Annotated in this window: 11 protein-coding genes and 2 pseudogenes; 11 read left to right on the top strand and 2 right to left on the bottom strand. The window is 39.6% G+C overall.

The features are described 5' to 3' along the window. Positions 1 to 161 precede the first annotated feature (161 nt). The 7 genes from truA (at position 162) to PCY71_RS07255 (ending at position 5,823) form a co-directional block, all read left to right on the top strand. The gene (truA, locus tag PCY71_RS07285) at positions 162 to 911 is read left to right on the top strand and encodes a tRNA pseudouridine(38-40) synthase TruA (protein WP_048774042.1); all 750 of its coding nucleotides are present in this window, start codon (positions 162 to 164) and stop codon (positions 909 to 911) included. Beyond that, on the top strand, positions 901 to 1,671 hold the full coding sequence (locus PCY71_RS07280) for a bifunctional hydroxymethylpyrimidine kinase/phosphomethylpyrimidine kinase (protein ID WP_048774044.1): 771 nt from the start codon (positions 901 to 903) through the stop codon (positions 1,669 to 1,671). The genes truA and PCY71_RS07280 overlap by 11 nt, the downstream gene beginning before the upstream one ends. Next, positions 1,652 to 2,134, top strand: coding sequence for an ECF transporter S component (locus tag PCY71_RS07275; protein ID WP_048774046.1), 483 nt, complete (start codon positions 1,652 to 1,654; stop codon positions 2,132 to 2,134). The genes PCY71_RS07280 and PCY71_RS07275 overlap by 20 nt, the downstream gene beginning before the upstream one ends. 12 nt (positions 2,135 to 2,146) lie before the next feature. After that, on the top strand, positions 2,147 to 2,710 hold the full coding sequence (locus PCY71_RS07270; RefSeq protein ID WP_048774048.1) for a TIGR01440 family protein: 564 nt from the start codon (positions 2,147 to 2,149) through the stop codon (positions 2,708 to 2,710). Between the two features lie 79 nt (positions 2,711 to 2,789). Further along, entirely contained in the window at positions 2,790 to 4,073 is a 1,284-nt protein-coding gene (tig, locus tag PCY71_RS07265) for a trigger factor (protein WP_268689447.1), read from the top strand. Positions 4,074 to 4,258: 185 nt separating this feature from the next. Continuing rightward, positions 4,259 to 4,852 carry a DNA-directed RNA polymerase subunit delta gene (rpoE, locus tag PCY71_RS07260; RefSeq protein ID WP_048774053.1) on the top strand — a complete coding sequence of 198 codons (594 nt, stop codon included), beginning with the start codon at positions 4,259 to 4,261 and terminating at the stop codon, positions 4,850 to 4,852. 92 nt (positions 4,853 to 4,944) lie between these two features. Beyond that, the gene (locus PCY71_RS07255; protein ID WP_301412492.1) at positions 4,945 to 5,823 is read left to right on the top strand and encodes a helix-turn-helix domain-containing protein; all 879 of its coding nucleotides are present in this window, start codon (positions 4,945 to 4,947) and stop codon (positions 5,821 to 5,823) included. Positions 5,824 to 5,878: 55 nt separating this feature from the next. Here PCY71_RS07255 and PCY71_RS07250 read toward each other — a convergent pair. Together PCY71_RS07250 and tnpA are read right to left on the bottom strand one after the other, a co-directional pair. Further along, a pseudogene (locus PCY71_RS07250) lies at positions 5,879 to 6,113 on the bottom strand (IS3 family transposase); the annotation flags it as partial. Positions 6,114 to 6,371: 258 nt separating this feature from the next. After that, positions 6,372 to 6,835: pseudogene (gene tnpA / locus PCY71_RS07245) on the bottom strand (IS200/IS605 family transposase). Positions 6,836 to 7,564: 729 nt separating this feature from the next. On the opposite strand from tnpA, the gene PCY71_RS07240 reads away from it, so the two are divergent. Genes PCY71_RS07240 through PCY71_RS07225 form a run of 4 tightly spaced genes read left to right on the top strand, consistent with a single transcriptional unit; the run spans position 7,565 to position 21,094 of the window. After that, on the top strand, positions 7,565 to 8,314 hold the full coding sequence (locus PCY71_RS07240; RefSeq protein WP_048774055.1) for a thioesterase II family protein: 750 nt from the start codon (positions 7,565 to 7,567) through the stop codon (positions 8,312 to 8,314). Positions 8,315 to 8,350: 36 nt separating this feature from the next. Then, the gene (locus PCY71_RS07235) at positions 8,351 to 11,587 is read left to right on the top strand and encodes a non-ribosomal peptide synthetase (RefSeq protein ID WP_048774058.1); all 3,237 of its coding nucleotides are present in this window, start codon (positions 8,351 to 8,353) and stop codon (positions 11,585 to 11,587) included. A gap of 20 nt (positions 11,588 to 11,607) precedes the next feature. Then, entirely contained in the window at positions 11,608 to 14,565 is a 2,958-nt protein-coding gene (locus PCY71_RS07230; RefSeq protein ID WP_048774061.1) for a type I polyketide synthase, read from the top strand. Between the two features lie 40 nt (positions 14,566 to 14,605). Continuing rightward, a complete protein-coding gene (locus PCY71_RS07225; RefSeq protein ID WP_048774063.1) occupies positions 14,606 to 21,094 on the top strand; it encodes a non-ribosomal peptide synthetase in 6,489 nt (2,162 codons plus the stop codon). Position 21,095: the final 1 nt, after the last annotated feature.

Raw genomic sequence — 21,095 nt, 5'->3', positions numbered from 1 at the left:
TCACTGACAGTCTGATTCATATGGGTTGTTTTGTTGCATAATGGCAAGTCAAAGTGCAGATTATCCCAAATTCTTATACGGTATTTTCATAAAAATCTGTCCCCAGACAGTTCCTGCTTTTAGGGCTTGCTGGGGGCCTTTTTTCCTGCTAAAATAAACATATGACACGATATAAAGCTATTATTTCCTATGATGGTTATGGCTTTGCTGGCTTTCAGCGACAGCCCCATGCCAGAAGTGTTCAGGAAGAGATTGAAAAGACCCTGACCCGTATCAATAAAGGCCAGCCTGTGGTGATTCATGGAGCGGGTCGGACCGACAGCGGTGTCCATGCTCTGGGCCAGGTGCTGCATTTTGATTTACCAGAAGAGCGGGATGAAGAAAAGCTTCGTTTCGCCTTGGATACGCAGACGCCGGAAGATATTGATTTTATCAGGGTGGAGCAGGTATCGGATGATTTTCATTCTCGCTACAATAAGCACAGCAAGACCTATGAATTTTTGTTGGACATCGGCCGGCCTAAAAATCCTATGATGCGCCATTATGCCACGCATTATCCCTATCCTTTGGAGCTGAGTCTCATAGAAGAAGCGATTGCTCAGTTAGAGGGGACGCATGATTTTACTGGATTTACGGCTTCTGGGACCAGCGTGGAAGACAAGGTTCGGACCATTACCGAGGCCAAGGTTCGCTATGATGCAGAGCGTAATTTTCTAGTCTTTACTTTTTCGGGCAATGGCTTTCTCTACAAGCAGATCCGCAATATGGTCGGTACCTTGCTCAAGATTGGCAACAAGCGCATGCCGGTGGAGCAGATTCAGAGGATTTTAGCGGAGAAAGACCGTCATCTGGCAGGGCCAACAGCTGGTCCAAACGGCCTCTATCTAAAGGAGATTCGTTATGAAGAATAAGTTGATTTTAGCCCTTTCGGGCAATGATATTTTCAGCGGTGGCGGACTGCACGCTGATTTGGCTACCTATACAGTCAATGGTCTGCATGGGTTTGTAGCTGTGACTTGCCTGACAGCTATGACTGATAAGGGATTTGAAGTTATTCCAGTTGAGGAAGAGGTTTTTGCCCAGCAGTTAGCCAGTCTCAAGGATGTTCCTTTTTCTGCTATTAAGATAGGACTTTTACCCAATCTGGAAATAGCAGAGCAGGTTTTGGCTTTTGTCAAGCAGCATGCGGATATACCAGTTGTGATGGATCCTGTTCTGGTCTGCAAGGAAAATCATGACTTGGAAGTCAGTGCACTGAGAGAAGAAATCATCAAGTTTTTCCCTCATGTCAGCATCATCACGCCAAATCTGGCAGAAGCTCAGCTATTGATCCAAAAAGAAATCAAAAGTCTGGAGGATATGCAGGCTGCAGCCAAGGAGCTCTATGATTTGGGAGCCAAGCATGTAGTGATAAAGGGCGGCAATCGCTTAAGCAAGGAGCGGGCAGTGGATGTTTACTATGACGGACGCGATTTTAAGGTCATGGAATCGCCAGTGCTGGCTAGCAACAATACCGGAGCAGGCTGCACATTTGCTTCCAGCATTGCCAGTCAGCTGCTTCTAGGCAAGTCTCCACTTGCAGCAGTTCAATTGTCTAAAGATTTTGTTTACCGAGCGATTCAGCGCTCAGATCAATATGGGGTAGTTCAGTATGAGAAATCATCAAGTTAAAAAATTAGTTATCTTAGCTTTCATCACAGCTCTGTCTGTGGTTTTGGGGAATTTTTTAAAAATCCCGACTCCGACAGGGTTTTTGACGCTACTGGATGCAGGGATTTATTTTACAGCCTTCTACTTTGGCCGCAAGGAAGCGGCTATTGTCGGAGGACTTTCGGGCTTTTTGATTGATATGATTGCCGGCTATCCCCAATGGATGATTTTCAGTCTGATTTGCCACGGACTTCAAGGTTTCTTTGCTGGCTTTGAGGGCAAGAGTCGCTATCTTGGTCTGGTCTTGGCCGCAGGAGCTATGGTCGGTGGCTATGCCCTCTTTGGTAGTATTATGAATGGTGTCGGGGCTGCCCTAGCCGAAATCTTAAGTAATTTTATGCAGAATGCTTTTGGTTTAGCAGTTGGATTTGCTCTTTATAAAGCCTTCCCAGAGAGTTTGAAAAAGACGGTCGCAGTGAAATAAACGAGGTGAGACATGGACTTAGCTAAGATTGGAGCGGAAACTCGTCAGATTGTTCTAGATGTTTTGGACAAGGCTGCCTTGGTTGAGGGAGATATTTTTGTTCTAGGTCTATCCTCCAGCGAGGTTGTCGGAGGCCATATCGGTCAGGATTCCAGTCTGGAAGTCGGACAGGTCATTGTCAAAACCATATTGGATGTCTTAGAAGAGAAAGGTATCTTCCTAGCAGTTCAGGGATGTGAGCATCTCAATCGCGCCCTCGTAGTCGAAAGAGCCTTGGCGGATAAGAAAGATTTAGAAATTGTCAATGTTCTGCCTACTCTTCATGCTGGAGGCAGCGGTCAGCTAGCGGCTTTTCAATACATGAAGGATCCTGTTGAGGTAGAGTTTATTGTCGCTCAGGCGGGGCTGGATATTGGCGATACTGCTATCGGCATGCATGTCAAGCACGTGCAGATTCCTATCCGACCGATTCTCAAGGAATTGGGAGCTGCCCATGTCACGGCTTTAGCCAGCCGTCCCAAGCTAATCGGCGGCGCCAGAGCGGCCTATACAGAGGATAAAATCAGGAAGGGATAAAAGGAAAAATAATTTTGAAAAAAACTCTAATTATGCTATAATGGGTTGTATTCAATAAATTTTAAGGAGAAATGACAGAATGTCTGTATCATTTGAAAACAAAGAAACAAATCGCGGTCTTTTGACTTTTAGCATCAGTCAAGAGAAAATCAAGCCTGCCTTGGACCGTGTATTTAACTCAGTAAAAAAAGATATTGCTGTACCAGGTTTCCGTAAAGGTCACCTTCCACGTGCTATCTTCAACCAACGTTTTGGTGAAGAAGCCCTCTACCAAGATGCTTTGAACGCTCTTCTTCCAGAAGCATACGAAGCGGCTGTCAAAGAAGCAGGTATCGAAGTAGTTGCTCAACCTCAGTTTGATGTCGAGTCTATGGAAAAAGGCCAAGACTGGGTCATCAAAGCTGAAGTAGTCACTAAGCCAGAAGTTAAGCTGGGTGCTTACAAAGACTTGGAAGTAACTGTTGAAGCTACTAAAGAAGTAACTGATGCTGAAGTAGATGAGCGCATTGAGCGTGAGCGCAACAACTTGGCTGAGTTGGTTCTCAAAGAAGGTCCAGCAGCAGACGGTGATACAGTTGTGATTGACTTTGTTGGTTCTGTTGACGGCGTTGAATTTGACGGCGGCAAGGGCGACAACTTCTCACTTGGACTTGGCAGCGGTCAATTCATCCCAGGATTTGAAGAGCAGTTGGTTGGCCACAGTGCAGGTGAAACAGTGGATGTTGTCGTAACCTTCCCAGAAGACTACCAAGCAGAAGACTTGGCAGGCAAGGAAGCTAAGTTTGTGACAACTATTCACGAAGTTAAAGAAAAAGAAGTTCCAGCATTGGACGATGAACTTGCAAAAGATATCGACGAAGAAGTGGAAACTCTTGACGAGCTGAAAGAAAAGTACCGCAAAGAATTGTCAGAAGCTAAGGAAACAGCTTATAAGGATGCGGTAGAAGCAGCAGCTATTGATCAAGCAGTAGCAAACGCTGAAATCGTTGAGCTCCCATCTGAAATGGTTCATGAAGAAGTGCACCGCGCAGTCAATGAATTCTTGGGCAATATGCAACGCCAAGGAATCTCACCTGACATGTACTTCCAAATCACTGGTACTACTCAGGAAGACCTGCACAAGCAATACGAAGCAGATGCTGAGTCACGTACTAAGACAAACCTTGTCGTAGAAGCTGTTGCTAAGGCAGAAGGTTTTGAAGCTAGCGCAGAAGAAATCGAAGCAGAAGTAACTTCATTGGCTACAGACTACAACATGGAAGTAGAACGTGTTCGTCAATTGCTGTCAGAAGACATGCTGAAACACGACATTGCTATCAAGAAAGCTGTCGAAGTGATTACAAGCACTGCGAAAGTGAAATAAGCTTCATCATTCAAAATGAGATCATTTGAAACTAGTGTATAAATGCACTAGTTTCTTTTTGTACTTGTTCCATGATTTTTCCTGGATTTTCTTTTGACGAAAATAGAAATTTATCGTACAATAGAAAGTAGCGAAAAATTGCAAGAGGGCGACAAGCCTTTACTTAATCTTAAAGGAGATCAACTTTGGAATTAGAAGTATTTGCTGGACAAGAAAAAAGTGAGCTTTCTATGATTGAAGTGGCGCGTGCCATTTTGGAAGCCCGCGGCCGCGACCATGAGATGTATTTTAATGATCTGGTCAATGAAATTCAAAACTATCTGGAAAAATCAAACAGTGAGATTCGTGATGCTCTGCCTTTATTCTACACAGAACTCAATGTAGACGGCAGCTTTATTCCGCTGGGAGATAATAAATGGGGCCTGCGTTCATGGTATGCCATCGACGAAGTGGATGAAGAGATCATCGCCTTGGAAGAGACTGATGAGGACGACGCACCTAAGAAACGTAAGAAGAAACGCGTCAATGCCTTTATGGATGGCGACGAGGATGCCATTGACTACAGCGATGACGATCCAGAAGATGAGGACGGCTACGAAGCAGATCCAGCTCTCTCATACGATGAGGAAAATCCAGACGATGAGAAGAATGAAGTGGAAGCTTATGATGCTGAAATCAACGAAATTGCTCCAGATGATCTAGGTGAAGAAGTCGAACTCAACGAAGAAGATGACGACTACTCTGACGAAGACACGGAGACTGAAGAGGAAGAAGAATAAGCTAGGTTAAGAAGAGGAGCCAGAGGTTTTTTCTTTTCTCAAAAAAGAGACACATACAACGCTATTATTTAGAAAAAGGAGAGTTGATTATCTTGAAAAATCTAAATAGGCAAAAATCTATGGAGCTAGGGGAGCTTTATCGAGAATTGAGAATAGCCAGAGGTCTGAAACTCAAAGATGTTGTTAGGGATAATCTGTCTCTATCTCAACTCTCTAGGTTTGAAAATGGGCAGACTATGCTGTCAGCTGATCGTATGCTGCTGGCCATTTCCGGTATCCATATGACCTTTGCTGAGTTTGGGTATGCTCTCAATAATTACAAAGAAACGCCTTACTTTGCTGTAGGTAAAAAAATTATGGAATTGTATGGTAAACAGGATGTGGAAGGCCTTAAAGGTTTGCTTGAGGAATATAAGGATTATGAAAGAAGTGAAATATATAACCATCTGAACCTCTTGATCATTAAGGACTGTATCTATTCTTTAGAAAGTTCTTATACTATTGATCAAGAAGAAATCAATCTGTTGACCAAATATCTTTATGATATTGAAGAATGGACGGAGTATGAACTCTATCTTTTTGGTAACACACTAACGCTTTTATCAACAGAAGATCTTCTTTTTTTAGGGAAAGCCTTTGTAGAACGAGACAAGTTCTATAGCTCGATTCCCAGTCATGACAATGCAGCTAAGTTGGCCTTATTAAATATCATATCTGTTCTATTGGAACGGAAACAGACCTACTATGTCAGTTATTTTATGGACGTATTAGAGAAATTGCTGACACAGCAAGATATGTATTTTATTGCTATATTGAATTTTTTTAAATTGGTTATCAAATGTACAGAGGGAGAGGAGCAAGCGAATCAAGAATTAGAAGATTTTCTTTCAGCCTTGGAGCTAATAGGTAACCCAGCATTGGTAGAGACATTAAAAGCCAAACAGAAACAATTGCTGTCTGCTCAGGGTTAAAACAATAAAACACCTTAACAGGCTTTGCACTGACCCCCAAAAATTAGATAAATAATTATTGAAAGGATTTAATTCTGTATTGAACAGGATTAAATCCTTTTAGTTTGACTTTAATTCGTTTGATGTTGTAGTGATCAATGTAGTCTACAATAGCTTTTTCAAGTTCTTCTAAAGACTTAAAATTCTTTTCACAAAAATAAAACATCTAAGACTTAAAGAATGCCAAAGAAAGACTCCATCATGCTATTGTCTGGACTGTTTCCCTTGTGCGACATGGATGGTTGAATTCCTCCCAAACGAAAAGACAGTTGCTAAATATATACGCGAGCAGGAGGAAAATGCTATTGCTTTTTGATACGCTAAGTGTCAAAAAGTACGAGGCTCCGTTCTCAGCTGGTAATTTAGAATCATAACCACCCGTCTAACGGGTGGTTTGTCCCAGAGCTATAAGCCCACATCACCAGCCAGCGCCTAAAGACGCTGGCTTTCACTTTGTTCAAGCCTCATTGCTCTTGACTCGTCACAAACCTCTCAAAGAGGTGTTTGCATTACTTACCACTATCCCTAAAGGGATCCTCATATTCTTTTACACTCAATTTATCCAACGCTATATCATGCTTTTCCTGCTCTTGGATATATTTCTTAATTGTGGCTTCATTAAGTCCTACTGTACTCACGTAATAGCCTTCCGCCCAAAAATGCCGGTTCCCAAACTTGTACTTTAGGTTGGCGTGTTTGTCAAACATCATGAGAGCACTTTTACCTTTTAAATACCCCATAAAACTAGAAACACTTATCCTCGGTGGAATACTTACCAACATATGTACATGATCTGGCATTAAGTGACCCTCGATAATTTCAACACCTTTATAACTACATAATCGGTGAAATATTTCACCCAAACTGTTTTGATATTGATTATAGATAAGATTCACCTATACTTAGGTGTAAACACAATGTGATATTTACACATCCACTTTGTGTGTGATAAACTATGTGCCTTTTGCGCCATATATTTCTCCTTTCGCTTTACAATTGGCTTGAACACCTTTATTGTATCGCGTTTGGAGTTTTTTTGGTATAACCTTCGATGCGCACCCGTATAGCGGGTGGTTTATTTGTCTCGCACCTCACGGAGCGAGACAGACTGAAAGTCAATAACAAGGTAAAAGCCCGTTGTTACGGGCATTAGTCAAGCAAACATAGTATTAATCTAAACGAAGTTCAGCGAGCTTTAGACATCGCTGGAGGGAAATAACTTATGCCGGTGTACAAGCCACCCGTTTTCACGGGTGGTTATAACTCAAAATTGGCTTCTTATGGCCACATACAACCGGCAATAAGTTATTATCGTCTTTCAGGTTGTATGAGGTAGAACAGGGAAGGTTTTTCTGGTTATTCATCTAAATGAAGAAGATTATTTTAAAATGGTAGCAAAAAGACGATCTTTAATAATGTGATAAACATATAATTAATCCTCCTTCTATCAATAAGTTTGGTGTAATTATTGTAGCATCAAAATATCAGTAATAAGCGGAATTGTAAATTTGCAATTTAAAATAAAATTAGGTGCAGATTTGAAAAAACAAGAAAATAGCAAAAACATAGCATAAAATATAAGTACTGACAACAAAATACGCAATAAAAATTAAAAAGCAAGTGATGTAATTAATTGGGGATTAACATCATAGATTTATTTTGGAGCGAATGAAACATAATTTTAGAGGGGAAAGACATAAAAATGAGAACTGGGACAAATATAAAGTTAAAACCATGGTTTATCGAAAACCATATATCAGAGAATAAAGATTGTTTGTTTGTTTTCCATCATGCTGGAGGTGGGGCCTCTTATTATACTTCCTTGTTACCTTATCTTAATCAGACTTTCAATATATATCTTATACAGCTTCCGGGTCGGGAATATAGGATTAAGGAGAAAGCATATGATAAATTGGAAGATTTGCTAGAAGATTTAGAGTCAGCTCTTTTACCTCATTTAGATAGACCATTTATGTTTTTAGGTCATAGTATGGGAGCAATGATAGCATTTGAATTGACAAATAGAATTAAGAGATTCTACGGAAAAAGGCCAAAGCACCTATTTTTGTCCTCCATGCGTGCCCCTCATCTATCCACAAAAGAAGACTACCATCTTTTGCCTGACAAGCAGTTACTATCTAAAATCTTTGACCTTGGTGGAACTAGTCCAGAAGTATCGCATGATGAAAAGTTGCTGGCTATGATGTTGCCAACGCTCCGTAAAGACCTTACTCTTTGTGATAACTATAGATGTCCGAAGAATCTTGATTTAGATATTCCTGTGACAATATTAGGCGGGTACAGGGATAATGCGGTAAGCGTCAAAGATTTGCTAGCGTGGAATAGTTGTTTTGGAGATGAATTTAAGGTCCGCTTATTTGACGGGGGTCACTTTTATTTCAAGGATTCTTTTGAAGAGTTGGCTTCAATTATTCTAGAAGAAAAGTATTAGGTCTTTATGAAAATTAGATAAGAAATGGAGAACGAAGTGAATAAGTATAATCTAAGTTACGGACAACAGTCTTTGTATTTTTTACAGGAATTGAATCCCTCAAGCACGGCATATAATGTAGGGATTGCTTTTGAATTTTTCCAACGTTTTGATAAACAGCTATTTCGATTAGTATTTGATAAATTGATGCTGAAGCACGAGATTCTCAAAACTAAATTTTTTAAAGAGAACGGAGAAATATACCAATATATTGATGAGGGAGCCGAGTATGATTTTGTTATAGAGGATATCAGGAACTTAGATAGCGTAGAGATTTCGAACAAGATTAATTCAGATTTTCATAAAAGCTATGATTTATTGGTAGATAGCCTATTGAGAGTGTATCTTTACCCAAAGGAGTCTTATGTTATAGTTAGCATTGTGCTTCACCATGTGATTGCTGATTTTAATAGTGTTGAAATTTTTATGAATGATTTTATAACAATATATGATGCTTTGGCCAATGGGCATGATACAGTTGTCAGAAGAATAGAGACTCCATATAAAAGTTTTGTGAACGGAGAAAGACAGTTTATTTCTTCAAATCGTTTCCCAGAAAAGATGGCTTTTTGGGAAAATAAACTCAAGGTTACCGATACAAGACTTGATTTTGGTGTTGAGAAAAAGCAACCACAGGAGTTTTTGGGGAGCAGAGGGGCCAAAGTTGAATTTGAAATCAATAGTGAAGAAAATAAAAAAATTGAACAGTTGTGTCTATCCATTCATATTTCTCCTTTTATCTTTTTTCTCACGGTTTATCATTTACTTCTTTGTCAAGTATATGGTAGAAGAGATACGATTGTTGGTGTTCCGGTCAGCCTTAGGAGGGCGCTCAAGTATAGGGAGGCTATCGGGAATTTTGTCAATTTGCTACCTATAAAAATGGAGAGTAAAAACGGTAATTTTGTCGAAATGCTTAAGACTGTCAACTCAACTTTTGTGGAAGCTATGTTACATAAAAGGGTGCCGTATCCTTTAATGGTAGAGAAGATTAATCCCAACAGGGATAAGAAGGATCCAATATTTCAGACTACTTTTAATTATCTGTCGAAAAGAACTGACAGTGACTTATATATAGACCAGAGCTTGGATGCTAAACAGACTATTATAGGTTACAGTATTAAAGGTTTTCCTGTTAAGCAGCAGTTGGATCAGATGGACTTGGCATTAGAACTAGTGGAGAACAGAGAGGGATTTACAGGAATTTTTAAATACAATATTGGTATTTTTAAACAAAGTAAAATAGATGACTATATTTCTCGCTATAAAAAATTAATATCTAGAGTGGTCAACCATATTGAAATTGACTTACAGAAACTCAGGTATGCAGATGATAATGAGAGGCGAGAATTGATGACTGCTTCTAAAAGAAGAAGCAAGATCTTTAAAGAGTATTCCAATGTGGTTAAGTTGATAGAAGAAAATACTGCCAAATATCCCGATAAAATTGCTGTAAGAGACATGTATAAGACGTTGACCTATGGGCAAATGCAGATATGTATTGATTCTTTAGCTTATCAGCTCAGACAGAGAGGCATTAAGAAGGGAGAACCGGTTATCGTATACATGGACAAGAGAGCAGAAGTAATTGTGGCTTTTCTATCCATTATGAAGATAGGAGCTGTCTATGTTCCAGTGGACATCTCGTTTCCAAAGAATAGAATCAACTATATTTTAGAACAAACCGCATCAACAGCGATTATAACAAGAGAGGTACTGAAAGAGCAGGAAGAATTTTTAAGAGAGGCTATCACTGTGGAAGAGGCCTTAGAAGTGCCTCTTCATTATCTAGCTACTAATGCCGAATCTATAAGTGTAGAATCAGAAGATAGTGCTTATATCATTTTTACTTCTGGCTCAACAGGAAAACCTAAGGGAGTTGAGGTACAGCATAGAGCATTGATTAATTTTTTGCAGTCAATGAGCGAATTATTAAATCTGCGAAAGAAAGAGAAAGTAAATATCGGGGGGATTACAAGTATTTCTTTTGACATTTCTATTTTAGAATTCCTTTTGCCACTGACATTGGGGGGGGAGACTTCTCTATTAACCAAAGACATTATTACAACTCCTCATTTGTTTACAAAGGTCCTTGAGGAATTTGGTATCAATATCTTTCAAGGGACCTCTACAACCTGGACAATGATTCTGGGGTCGGAATGGCAAGGAAAAAAGGAACTTGATGTATTGGTCGGTGGTGAAATGGTTTCTAAATCGCTTTCCAATCAGCTACTTTCTAATTTCTCAAAGGTTTGGAATGTGTATGGTCCTACCGAGGCTACTATATGGGCAACGATTAAACAATTGTCAGTTACAGATGAACTAATTTCTGCAGGGAGCCCAATTCATAATATGGAGGCTTATGTTTTAGATGAGTTCTATGAGATAGCACCTAAAAATATCACTGGCAAACTGTATTTGTCAGGTGTAGGATTAGCTGTTGGCTACTTCAAGCAAGAGATTCTTACACAAGAACGGTTCTTTGACATTGAAATTGATGGTTGTCAAAAAAGAATTTACGATACTGGGGACTTGGCAAAATATCTGGATAACGGAGAGATTCAAATAGTGGGTCGTACCGATGATCAGATTAAACTCAGTGGTTATAGGATTGAACTTGGAGAAATTGAAAACATTCTAAGTGATTTTCCCGGCATTAAAGGTAATACGGTCTTGCTTAAGGGAGATAAACTGGTAGCCTATATTGTGCACGAAGAGGAACGAAATAATCTGTCAGAAGAGATAAGAAGCTTTTGTAGCCAAAATCTACCTCCGTATATGATGCCATCAGAATTCATTAGAATTAATCAAATCCCTTTAACCCCAAATCAAAAGGTTGATAAGAAAAAATTATTATCCTTAGAGGGAGAGGTTCTATCAAAAACTAGAGGAAAGCTAGCAGATAGTCCAAGTTCCTATCAAAAAGTAAGTCAGATTTGGGGAGATATCTTAGGCCATTGGGATTTTGATGCAGAGGACAACTTTTTTGATATCGGTGGGACATCTTTACTGGCTATGAGCTTACAGCAGAGGCTAGAGGAAGAACTGCAGGTGAAAGTGGGACTTTCAGAGATTTTTACTTACCCGACCATTTCTGGATTGTCTAACTTTCTCAAGTTACAGACTTGTGAAGAAGGAACTGAGATGCCTAGTCACTCTGGGAAGCAGAGAAGGAAGAATAGACTTGGTGATATAAGAGAGCGCCGTAATCGTAAGCCGTCAAATATTAATTGAAAGCATAGGTAAATAAAAATATGACAAATGAAAATGCAATTGCAGTTATAGGTATGTCAGGTAGATTTCCTCAGGCAGAGTCTGTAGATAGGTTATGGGGAAATTTACTATCAGGAAAGGACTGTTTGCAGCACTTTAGCAAGGAAGAGCTGATAAATGAGGGGATACCTGAGGAAAGTCTTGAATCAGATCAATATGTCAGAGTAAAAGGTGTCATTGACTCACCAAATAACTTCGACTCTGAATTCTTTGATTATACCGTCAAAGAATCAATGATTATGGATCCTCAAGCACGAGTATTTATGGAGGAAGTATGGAAAGGTATAGAAGATTCGGGTTATGCAATTTCTAAATACAAAGGAAGAGTTGGTGTCTATGCTGGCTCAGGAATGAATACTTATTTACTCCGTGCTATACAAAAAGGAATACTTAGTCAGTATGATGATTTCAATATCATGTTAGGCAGCGATAAAGATCTTTTATCAACTCGTGTATCCTATAAGCTGAACTTAACAGGTCCAAGTGTGGTCATTCAGTCAACTTGTTCTACGTCTTTAGTAGCTGTTCATTCTGCCTGTCAAGGCTTGTTAAGCGGTGATTGTGATATGGCTGTTGCCGGCGGTGTATCTATCTCTTACCCTATCAAGCAAGGATATAAGTATCAAGATGGCATGATTTTTTCAAAGTCGGGAGCTTGTCGCCCGTTTGAAGTTAACTCAGATGGAACAGTATTTAGTGATGGTGTAGGAGTCGTTGTCTTAAAACGCTTAGATGAAGCAATAAAAGATGATGATGATATATATGGTGTTATCAAAGGTTCAGCTATCAATAATGATGGGAATGATAAGGTAGGCTTTACTGCTCCGAGTGTGTCAGGACAAGCTGAGGTAATAAAAGATTGTCTGGACATAGCAGATGTTCCTGCTGAGTCCATCCAATATATTGAGACACATGGTACTGGTACAGAAATAGGCGATTTATTGGAACTCAAAGCTTTGTCACAAGTTTATGGAGAAGAAACCTCTAAGAAAAATTTTTGTGCGATTGGTAGTATCAAATCAAATATTGGGCATTTGAATGCCGCTTCAGGCGTTGCCGGATTAATAAAGGCCTTATTGATTCTTAAGCATGGGGTGGTTCCTCCGATGGCAGGATTTCATAAGGAGAATCCAAAGCTTGATTTGACGAATAGTCACTTCTTCATAAATCAAAAGCTGATTAAATTAGACCCAAAAGTCCCTATACGGGTAGCAGTAAGTTCCTTTGGAATCGGTGGGACTAACGCTCATGCTATCTTAGAGACAGCACCTATAAGAAAGAAGGAGCATAATAAACAGACAAGAAAAGAGATTTTCCCTTTTTCTGCCAAAACACAAAATTCTTTGATGATGAATATGGAAAAGTTGTCAGACTGGCTGCTCCAAAATAGGAGCGATAATCTCTACGATATAGCGAAGATATTGCAAGAAGGTAGAGAAGCCTTTAATCTGCGACAGGCTGTTGTTTCGGAAAGTAGGGAAGATTTAAGCAGACAAATTCAACAGCGTCTAAAAGGGATGAAATTAGCCAAAGCTCAAAAGAGGCCGGTTTACTTTCTGGTAACGGGACAGGGGAGCCAATTTGTAAATATGGCTAAGGGATTGTATGAGAGAATCAGCTCATTTAGAGATATTGTTAACAAAGGGTTCGATATACTCCGTAGTAAATACGAAGCAGACTTTATTAAAGTGTTGTATCCAGACAAAATTTCCATTAGTAAGGCTCAAGAAATTATCGACAATACAGAATACGCTCAGCCTTTAATTTTTATTATCTCCTATGCACTGGGAAAGTATCTAATGTCTATTGGAATAAAGCCTGATAAAATTATCGGACATAGTTTAGGAGAGTGTATTGGCGCATGTTTATCAGGTGTCATGACATTTGAACAGGGCTTGGAAATAGTCTACTGGAGGGGTCAATATCTCCAGAAAGCAGATAAAGGAAAGATGTTAGCAGTGAGGGCCTCAGTAGAAGACATAGCAGCACTCGACTTGGACGGTGTCCATATATCTGCAGTTAATGCCCCTAAAGCAGTAGTAGTGGGTGGAGCTGAGGATAAGATTGCTAAGGCTGAACGAGTTTTATCGGCTAACAAGATATTACACCAAGCTCTGAAAACCTCCCATGCTTTCCACACGCCCATGATGGAAGAAGCTGCTAAGCGATTTGAAACCTACTTAGACAAATTTGATTTGAAAGATCCTTCTATAGAGTGCATCTCTAATACCACCGCAAGAGTGGTTGAAAAGGAACAGATGTCTAGGAGCAGCTACTGGAAAAACCATATCATTAATCCGGTCCTGTTTTCATCGGGGGTACAACAATTATTAGATGGGGGAGAAGCTGTTTTTATTGAAATTGGCTCTGGAAAAACGCTTATTGATTTGGCAAAGCAACAGGCATCTAAGGAACACTTCTTTGTCGAAATGTTGCCGGGTCGGTATTCTAAGGAGGATCAATACAGTTTCTTTCTGGAAAAATTGGCCCACCTTTGGGAGTTAGGGGTTTCTGTAGAGTTTGAAACGCTTCAGAATGGCAAAGCAAGTAGAATTCACATGCCCACCTATCAATTTGACCATCAAGAATTCTCAATTATGGCAACTAATAACCATAGTCGAGAGGGAGTAACAGGGGATAGTAGTAATGTTTATAGTTCCAACATCAGTAGAGATAGAATTTCTGCTGCTTATGTAGAGCCACGAGATGAAGTAGAAGTGCTGCTCTTGAATCTCCTTAAAGAGATTATTGGCGTCGAAAATATCGGAGTATCTGATAACTTTTTTGAATTGGGTCTGAGCTCGCTTTTGGCCAGCCAGTACGCTGGGGCTATCAAAGAAAGTATAGATTTGGAAGTAGGGATTCAAAGTATCATCGAATCAGGCTGTATCTCAGAGCTTGCTGAGATTGTTACAAATCAATTGATAGCAGAAGGTTAAAACACATCACTATAAAATATTATACAAGACGAGGAAGTTAATGAAATTAGATGGACAAAGTAAAGTGAAAAATCAAGGAATCAGCCAGGTTGAGATGCTCTTAGCTAAGAGGCTTAATCAATCAGCCATTCAAAAAGAAAGAGGCTTTAAAAGCAACCATTTACAAGAGTATGAAGTATCCTCGATGCAGAAGCATATGCTTGATTATGAAGAAATGAACAGTGAGCTGGGAGTGTATAACCTTGTATCTGCCGTTAATATATCAGGGAAGCTTGATGTAGAGGTATTAAATCAAGCATTAGACCATTTGATGCGATACAACAGTGCTTTGAGGACAAGATTTGAGAAAACTGCTAAGAGTTACAGGCAGGTTATAGAGGAAGCATCACCTACCAGTTTAAATTATATCGATTTATCTGGTAAGATTGATGGGGAGGTAGAGGTCAATCAGTTAATCCAGTCTGAGTCACAGCAGAAAATGCTGTTGAACTGCCTCCCCTTGTTACGAGTAACAGTTGTCAAGTTAGCTAGTGACAAATTTGTTATGATTTTAGCCACACATCATACAGTAATGGATGGCTGGTCGTTTGGGATTGTTATCCGTCAGCTACAAAACTATTATAATCTGTCTAAGCAGAATCAACCGATTCATGTGATATACGAAAAAAATAATAATATCGACTATTTGATATGGAAAAAACAACAGAAGACAGAGTCATCCGACTATTGGGTTAAGGAGCTGGAAGGTTTAAAAATCTTAAGGTTGGAAAGTGATTTTGAAAGAAGCATTCAACCGTCATACCAAGGTAAAAGACTCTACTTTAAGTTGGATCAAAGTTTGGTTAATCTGATAAAGCAATACGAGAAAACCCACCATATTACAGCATCTAATATCATTTTGTCAGCTTATCAATTGATGTTAGGTAAGTATACGGGACAAAAGGATTTTGTGGTAGGGACAGCTGTTGCTGATAGAGAAAATCCAGCTTTTAGAAATCTAGTTGGTTGCTTAATCAATACTCTGGGAGTCAGAACAGTTATTGATGATAGTGTCAGCTTAGGGGATTATCTAAAAGGTACACAAAAGAAATTCTACGAGGTAATGCAGCACAAGGATGTTGACTTATATACCTGTCTGAATAAGATAGAGTATGAGCAGGATAATCGATTTCCGACATTATTTCAAGCGATGTACAACTATGAAAATACTCCAAAGGTTAAAATGGATTTCATGGGGATGGCAATTGATTTTAGGGATGTAGAGACTAGTCAGGCGCTGTTTGATTTGACCCTATCTGTTTTTGATACAAATGATATCCTAAACGGTTTCATAGAGTACAGGTCGGATTTGTTTACTGCAGATAGAATAGAGCAGTTACTGCAAGCTCTGTTGCATATCATTGAAACGGTGGTAGAAAATCCGTGTTTAGCAGTAAAAGATATTTCTCTACTATCAGCGGAGCAGGAAGAAGAGCTCCTTAGCTTAAATACCCAAAGGCCTATCGTAGACAGCTTGGTAACTGAGCATTTCAAGAAAATCGTCTCAGCATATGGGGACAACATTTCTGTATCCTTTGGTGACGATACTATAACGTATGAGCAATTGGATGCAGCGTCAAATAAAATAGCGGATCAATTACTTAGTGAAGTCAGCCCTAAATCTTTCATTGGTGTTTTTATGGATAAAAGCATAGAAGCTATCGTTGCTGTGCTAGCTATCTTAAAAGCTGGTATGGTATATGTGCCCATTGATACTGGATATCCTAGTGAGAGAGTTCATTATATCACGAATGATGCAGGAATTAAAACTTTGCTGTTGAATAGAAGGGATAGAACAAAGCTTGATTGGGCATCTTTGGGTATAAATCATATAAAAGCTATTGAAGATTTGTTAGAGAAACCAAATACAGTTCCTGTTCCCAAGCCTGTCGTGGATTCTGAGGATGCTGCTTATGTTATCTATACGTCTGGTTCTACTGGAAATCCCAAAGGAGTTGTAGTGCCACATAGAGGCTTGTGTAATGTGGTTGAGGAACAGAGAAGACTATTCGGACTTAATGAAGGAAGCAAGATACTCCAATTTGCCTCTTTCTGCTTTGACGCTTCAATTTTTGAGATGTTGATGGCATTAGGAAATGGAGCTGAACTTCATGTTGTTGACAAAGATAAGGTTTTAGGAAATCACTTAACCAAATTCATTAAGGACAAAGAGATTACCCATATCTGTTTAACTCCCTCCGTGCTTTCTTTAGCGTCTCCTAAAGTATTAGATAAATTAGAGACAATCATTGTTGCAGGTGAAGCCTGTCCTAGCGAATTGGTGAATATGTGGGGGCGGGACTATCATTTCTTCAATGCCTATGGACCGACAGAAGCGACGATTTGGACAACAACTGCAAAATGCGAGCCTGGAAAGAAGATGACTATTGGCAAGCCACTAGACAATGTCGATGTCTTTGTTTTGGATGAACAGTTAAATTTGTTGCCTAAAGGGAGCGTAGGAGAACTTTATATAGGGGGTATAGGGCTATGTAGTGGTTATCTGTACCGTGAAGATTTAAATAAAGAAAAGTTTATTAGCAAGACTTTCAGAGATGGAAAGGAGCGCCTCTTATATGCAACTGGTGATATGGTTCGTTGGAATCAGGAGGGGGAACTAGATTTCCTAGGTCGAAAGGATAGTCAGGTCAAATTACGTGGCTTTCGTATCGAGACAGATGAAATACGGGCCAGCATTTTGGATTATCTCAAAGCTCAGGATGCTGTAATTGGTATCATCAACAAAGGAGGTCTAGACGTTCTGTATGCAGTGGTAAAGAGTGGACTGGGCCCCCACCAGACCAGGACTGCTCAAGAAATACGAGCTTACCTCAAAACTCAGCTTCCGCACTATATGGTGCCAGACATTATTAGTTTTGTAAGTGAAATCCCTCTGACTTGGAATGGAAAAGCAGATATGAGGCAAATTGAAAAGGAACTGCTTATCAATATAGAAGTAAAACGGGCTGTAAAGGAACCTGAGACTGAAACTCAAAGAGCACTACTGGTTATTTGGAAAAATGTTTTAGATACAGAGGATATTGGAATAGACGATAACTTTTTCGAAATAGGCGGACACTCACTGACTGCCACAAAACTGATAAATGATATCAATCAGCAATTTCATCTTGATTTGACTGCAAATACGGTGTTCAGCAAGCCAACTGTTTTGGATATGGCTGCTTATTTTGACAAATCAGATTTGACTACTGCTGCCAAACCGATTAAAAAGGTGGAACGGTACGACGAACTGGAACTTTCTCCACAGCAGAAGCAGCTTTGGATTACTGAGCAGGTAGCGCCTCAAAACGGTGGATATAATATTGTCATGCCAATTCATTTAAAAGGATATTTAGATAGCGTTTTGCTTGAGAAGGCACTGAATCAATTAGCCAGAAATCATGAGATTTTACGGGTCAATTTCTTTGATAGAGAAGGAATTCCCTATCAAATAATAAGAACTGAAACACCCCTTCACCTGAGTCATTATTATTTAGCAGATTTAGGAGCTGATCAAGCAGCAATTGCCGCAAAAGAGGTTATATCATCTATTGAAAAGCGTCAATTTAGCCTAAGCAGTGAACCGCTAATCAGAGTATCAGTCATCCATTTAGGTGAGCATGAATACATTCTAGTCATTGCTATACATCATATTATCTCAGATGGTTGGACTATGGAACTGCTGATTGGCGAACTTTCGGAATTATATAATAGCTTACTAAAAGGAGGAGAGAAGACAGTGCAGTTAGCAAGGGAGTCAGACTTGCAATATCTGGACTATGTCTACTGGCTTAAGCAGCAAAAAGAAATGCAAGAGCAGCAGAGAAATTTTTGGGCAAATACCCTAGATTCAGATATGCCTGCCTTATCTATTCCGACAGATTATAAACGCCCTAAACTGCAAAGTCATAATGGCAATACAGTGGAACGTTCACTGACTGGGAGCCATGCTAGCCAGTTAAAAAATTTCTGCAAGGAAAATAAAATAACGAGCTTTATGTTTATGATGACAGTTTTCTCCATCTTATTGCATAAATTAAGTGGAGAGAGGGATTTGCCGATTGGGGTTCCTGTGGCGGGGAGATCTAGAAAAGAAATGGAAGCTATGCTTGGATTCTTTGTGAATACAGTGGTTATGCGTTGTAACATTGAACAAGAACAGACGGTCTCCGATTATATGGAAACAATTAGAAATCGGGCACTATCTGCATTCAATAATCAGGATTTTCCTTTTGATGATGTTGTGAAAATGATCTCACCTGATAGAGATATGAGCAGGTCACCTTTGGTACAGGTTATGTTAAATGTGCAGAATCCTGATGGAATCAATTTTTCTATGGACGGTCTAGAGGCAGTACCTTATCCTCTCAAACAGGAAATCTCCAAATTTGACTTAACCTTATATGTTGAAGAGTATTCCGGAGAAATAAAGTTTCGCTTAGTTTATAACAGTGACCTGTATAAAGAAGAGAGCATGCAGGAATATCTGAATCAGCTATGTATGATCATTAATTCTGTGCTGGCGGATAAAGAAGTTAAAATCAAAGATATTTCGATAGAGAGTCAAGATTTCCGGCGGAAGCTACAAGCGAAGCAAATATCTGCCTATAGGCCCCAGAGAGTTCGGAGAAGCATGTCATGCATTGATGAAATTGTCTCAGAGAGTGCAAGAAAGTATCCTGATAATGTGGCCATGTCAGATGAAAATGGTTCAATTACCTATTCGCAACTGGAGGAAGCGTCAGAAAAATTAGCTTCTGTTTTAGCCAGTAAGGGTCTAGGGCAAGGAGATATTGTCATAATCTATGGGGAGCGCAACATGAACTTGGTTATTAGCATGCTTGCAACTCTAAAAATAGGAGGAGTGTTCAGCATTTTTGATCCTGAATATCCCAAAGCCAGACTAGAGAAGCAGTTGGCCTCCATTAAGGCAAAAGGGGTTATCGTTGTCAATAAAAAAGAGTTGACAAATGCTAGCTTTTTAAACAAGGAGCTTAAACTATACAGTAGTTATGATGCCCTGATGGCTGCATATGATGTGCAACAAGTGTCCAAAACGACTCTGCTGAGGGGAGATGGGGATTTAGCTTATGTGCTGTTCACTTCAGGAACAACAGGGACTCCCAATTGCGTTTCTACTTCGCATGCACCGGTTATACACTTCATAGAGTGGTTTGCACAGCATTATGGGCTTGGTCAGGACAGTGTCTTCGGTCTTTTTGCTGGTTTATCCCATGACCCTTTAATCAGAGATATTTTCACTCCGCTTTTTATCGGTGGTAGATTAGCGATTCAAAGTCAGAAATCCAGGTATGATATTGAGAATATAGGACAGTGGATAAATGATCAGGGAATAAACGAAATAAACATAACACCATCCTTATTTATGATGTTGTCGGAAGGAGAGGTGAGATTCCCAAAGGTCAATCATTACTTCTTTGGTGGCGAAGAGTTAACTGCAGTCCCTGTCAAACGTGCCCAGGAAGTTAGCCCTAAGGCAAGCTGTACTAACTTTTACGGAACAACAGAAACTCCCCAAGTCATGGGTTATTACGACATTCCTCAAGACTTTGACATTGAAAAGGAAAGTATACCTATCGGCAGTGGAATCGATGGAGTAGAATTATCAATAATCAATGAATCTGGTCTTAAAGCCGGATTAGGTGAACTAGGTGAGATTTATGTTGAAACCCCCTACCTTAGTCAAGGTTATGTTAATAATGAGAAATTGAATCGGGAAAAGTTTTTAGATTCTCAAGAAAAAAAAGGTTGGAAAATTTATAAAACCGGCGATGTTGGGCGCTACCGACATGATGGGAGTATCATTATTGAGGGACGAAAAGACAGACAAATCAATGTTCGTGGTTACCGTGTGGAGACTGGAGATATTGAATTAGCACTCTCGAAACATGATAACGTTCGCCGTTCACTGGTTCATACTCTATCAGTCAAAGGGCGAGAACAACTAGTAGCTTACTTGGAGGTGGTTGATCAGGGGTTATTTACAAACTACGACATGCGGCATTTTCTGTTATCGCAGATTCCGGAGAATATTATTCCTGAGCGCTTTGTTCTTGTTTCACAAATTCCCTTGACCCCAAACGGGAAAGTAGATTACAGAAGATTACCAAAAGCAGTGGACGATTTACAGGAGGCAGGGCCTGAACCAAAGGATGAAGTAGAAAAACTTGTCAAGCAGATTTGGATAGACGTGCTTAATCTTAAAAATCTTGGTATAGATGATAACTTTTTTGATGTTGGTGGGCATTCCTTGCTGCTAGCGCAGATAAAGACTCGGTTGGAACAGGCGTTTACTATTAAATTGAAGCTTATTGATTTATTTACTTATCCGTCTATCCAGTTGATTAGCCACCATATTAAACAAAAATTGGGGAGCAATATTCAGGCAGCAGCCTCCTCTACTGAACCTAATCATACTCGTAAGCGAGTTAAGCAGCGGCGCCCATCCTTTGGTAACTTTAAACGATAAA

The sequence above is a fragment of the Streptococcus sp. SN3 genome, from assembly GCF_030439905.1.
This window is presented reverse-complemented; position numbering and strand designations above follow the sequence as displayed.